Source organism: Candidatus Fusobacterium pullicola (genome assembly GCA_018883725.1).
Classification (GTDB): domain Bacteria; phylum Fusobacteriota; class Fusobacteriia; order Fusobacteriales; family Fusobacteriaceae; genus Fusobacterium_A; species Fusobacterium_A pullicola.
Window position 1 is genome coordinate 1 of record JAHLFN010000042.1, and the last position, 3,980, is coordinate 3,980.

Annotated in this window: 2 protein-coding genes; both read right to left on the reverse strand. The window is 31.0% G+C overall.

The annotated features are described in order from the left end of the window. Positions 1-180: 180 nt before the first annotated feature. Positions 181-2,547, reverse strand: coding sequence for a glycoside hydrolase family 9 protein (locus IAA47_04775; protein MBU3842285.1), 2,367 nt, complete (start codon positions 2,545-2,547; stop codon positions 181-183). A gap of 21 nt (positions 2,548-2,568) precedes the next feature. Then, the coding region (locus IAA47_04780; GenBank protein ID MBU3842286.1) for a glycoside hydrolase family 1 protein at positions 2,569-3,980 on the reverse strand (1,412 nt) is incomplete at its 5' end.

Consider the following 3,980-nt stretch of genomic DNA (forward strand, 5'->3'; position numbering starts at 1 on the left):
ATTCCATTGTTTTTACTCCTTTTTTTTATATATCTACTGATTGTATTATATCACTTTGTCTTCTAAAAAACAATAGGGCAATTCATCGCACCACCTATAGAGGTGGGCGACTTCTTGCCCGTTAGGTTAAAAGAGCAAGGATACTCTATAACTTTTAGTAACTTGCTCTCTTTTTATTTTTTATTTCACTTCAAAGTTCATAATACTAACTTCTTGAAGATTTTCATTTAAAGCTGCTGTAGAAAATATTAATACTGAATTCCAATAAATTGTGTGCTCATTTGTTGTCCAGTCATATCCTGAGTCAACATAATCTCTAGCATTGAATTTAGATAGTTCCGCACCTTGAAATTGGTTTGGTCCTCCTGCAAAATATCCCTTTGGAATCTCTAATATCCCATCATAATTATATATGTTGCTATATGTATGACTTAAACAATTTTCTCCATATCCTGAAACATAACTAAATGCTAATGGATTTACTCCTAAGAAATAGTTCATATTAGTTCTCATCATAGCTATAGTTCTATCATTATCCTTTCCTAGAACCTTATTTCCTAAATATAGATCCATCAATGTAGTTCCTATAACTGAGTTACTTCCCCATACATAATCATTTTCTCCTAACACAGTTTTCCATGGGTTATTTACAGTTTTTTCAAATACATTATCTGACCATGATGTAAACTTCTCTTTAAACCATTCTTTTACTTCAGAAGCAGGATTTTTAGAGCTTAAGTATGCATAAAAAGCAACTTTTTCCATATTTCCCCAACCATGTCCATTTTTTTCAGCTTCAAAGCTTTCTTCAAAATTTCTATAGTTATTTAAGAAATATTCGTCGTATTTTTTTTCTCCAGTGGCTCTATATAATTCTGCTGCTGCCCATAATCTATTATCAGTATCATTTCCATCATAATATGGTTCATTCGGCATAGAGATTATTAAATTTGAATTTTTTTCTAAGTATTGGTATCCAAATTTTGCTGCTTTAAGTAATTTTTCAGCATATTCTTTATCTATATTTTTAAATACTGTATAACCATGAGCTAAAGCAGCAACAACATCTGCTGTATGAGTTGTTGGTTTTACATTAGTCATTGTTCCATTTTTATCCTGGATATATCTATCCATTGTTAAAGCTATATCTGGTGTACCATCATAGTTTTGTGCCCATACATGAGAATATACTCCTCCTGTATCTTTATCTTGCATTTTTAATAAGAAATCTAATTCCCATCTAATTTCATCTAATAAATCTGAAACTCCATTTCCACTTTCTGGTATAAAATCTTTTTTATCTCTAAACTGATTTGGAAACATTTCATATGCCCATAAAAGTTCTGTTACCGCAGTAGCTCCAGCATTTGTGTATTTTCCATAATCTCCAGCATCATACCATCCACCAGAAACATCATATCTTTTTGAGCTCTCTCTTTGAGAATTTAGAGGAACACTTCTATCTTGTGGTATTCCTTCTCCTCTTGCAAATAGTTTTCCAACATATTTTTCTTCAATTATTTCATTTCCTCTTTGAAGATAATAATATTTAGTTATATCTTCCAATAAAGGTTTATATATGTTATCTCCTATTGTAAATTTCTGAGATTTTCCTACACCTTCAACCTCTAAAAAATACGTTCCTGGAACTTTAATATCACTGAAGTCAGCTTTTAGTATTCTATCTCCTGATACAACTGAATCATCATCACAAATCAGCGACAATTTTCCTGTATAAATCACTTTATCTTTAGTATCTTTTACTCTAAAAATTGTTCCTACTGGAGTTGTGAATTTATGTGCAAATCCACTTATTAAAGCATATTTATCTGCATTTAAATGATATCCTACTTGATTCACTTTCACAGGATTTTGTGAAGTTTCATCATTTGAAGTTATTATTCTTACATCATTTATCCATACTTCAACAGGTTTTTCTGTTACCCCATTATCAACTTCCTTAAAAATAAGCTGTCTAAAAGATCTTAAATCTGCTTCTCCTGATAAATTCATCACATCCTTTAATGGAATAGAAATATGTTGCCATTCTTTAGTTATTTCAAACTGCGTGTCTGTTCTAAAAGAGACTATATCAATATCTCCTTTTCCATCTGTTCTCTTTCCACCAAAAGAGAGTTCAAATACTTCTCCCCCTTTTGCTCCTTTTATATTAAACTCTAATGTTCCATTGGCAACATATGGTTCTAAATTCATAGCATTCCAACCTTTTGGTACTATTGAACATAACCATTGATTTTCATTTATTGAAGTCTTTATGTGTAATGAAGGTAAAGAGTTATATGTCATATTTTTATCTACAGGTAAAAACCCTCTTTCATCTAACTCTTGTCCTCCTTCCATTGACCATCCACCTAAGACTTCATTAGTAAAAAGAATTAAATCATTTTGTTGATATTTTTTATCTATTGAAAGTTTAGCTGTTTCTACTTCCTTTGTTCCCTCTTTAGTATTCACATCTCCACAACTTGTTGCAAGTAAAGTAATAGCTAATAAAAACATAATTTTACCTTTAGCTTTTTTTTTCATTCTAATCCCTTCTCAAATATTTTATAATTTCTCTCCATTAGTTTCTATAACTTCCTTATACCAATAAAAACTATCTTTTTTATATCTAGATAATGAACCTGTTTCCTCATTTCTATCTACATATACAAATCCATATCTCTTTTGATATCCATTTAACCAACTTAATAAGTCTGTAAATGACCATGTACAATAAGCTAAGACTTCACATCCTTCATCTATTGCTTGAGATAAAGCTTTTAAATGCTCTCTTATGTACTCTATTCTATATATATCGTGAATTTTATTCTCTGATTCTAATTTATCAAATGCTCCCAACCCATTTTCTGAAATTATAATTGGTAATCTATATCTACTTGTTATTTCTCTACACAAATATGTTAATCCTAACGGATCTATTGTCCAATCCCAATCTGTTGTCTTTAAATATTGATTTTGTGGATTTTTATATAATCCAGGTACTCCTGTTACTTGAGCTGAACCTTTTTTCCCTGTTGTATTCATTGTTCCATATGGTGCCACACCATCTAGTGGATTATACTCACACACACAACTTTGATAATAGTTTACTCCCATAAAATTTATCTCTTTTGCTGCCTTTTTCAGAATCTCTTTATCCTCTTGGCTTACAACTGGGGCTACTCCTTTCTTCTCAAGATACTTCATAGCTGCTATTGGATACTCTCCATAAGCATAAACATCTAGCCACCAATAATTTTTTAAATCATCATAATTCATTTTTGACATTGCATTTATTGGATTACAATCTAAGGCATAACTTGGTGTATAAGCAAAACTTGCTCCTATCATTCCATCAAATCCCATCTCACGATACGCTAATACTGCCTTTGCATGAGCCAAAAATGCATGATGATTTACTTGATAAAACATTTTTTGATCATCAAATTTTCCAGGTGGATGTTGTGCTGTCAGCCATCCTAATGATGTAAAGATATTTTGTTCATTTAGTGTTATCCAATATTTTACACTCTTTCCAAATACCTTAAATAAAGTTTTTGCATAGTTTACAAAATCATCTACTATTTTCTCACTTTCAAATCCATTATATTGATCTACTAATGCTTGTGGTAAATCCCAGTGGAATATTGTTACCATTGGTTCTATTCCATATTTTAAACATTCATCTATTATATTTTGATAGAACTCTATCCCTTTTTGGTTTATCTCTCCATTTCCTGTAGGAAATATTCTTGTCCACGCTATTGAAAATCTGTAAGTTTTCAATCCCATCTCTGCCATCAAAGCAATATCTTCTTTATATCTATGATAATGATCTACTGCTATATCACCTGTTGTTCCCTTAAAAGTTTTTCCTGGTATTCTCACAAAATGATCCCAGTTAGACATACCTTTTCCATCAACGTTATAAGCCCCTTCTATTTGATAAGCTGCTGATGCACTTCCCCATAAAAAAT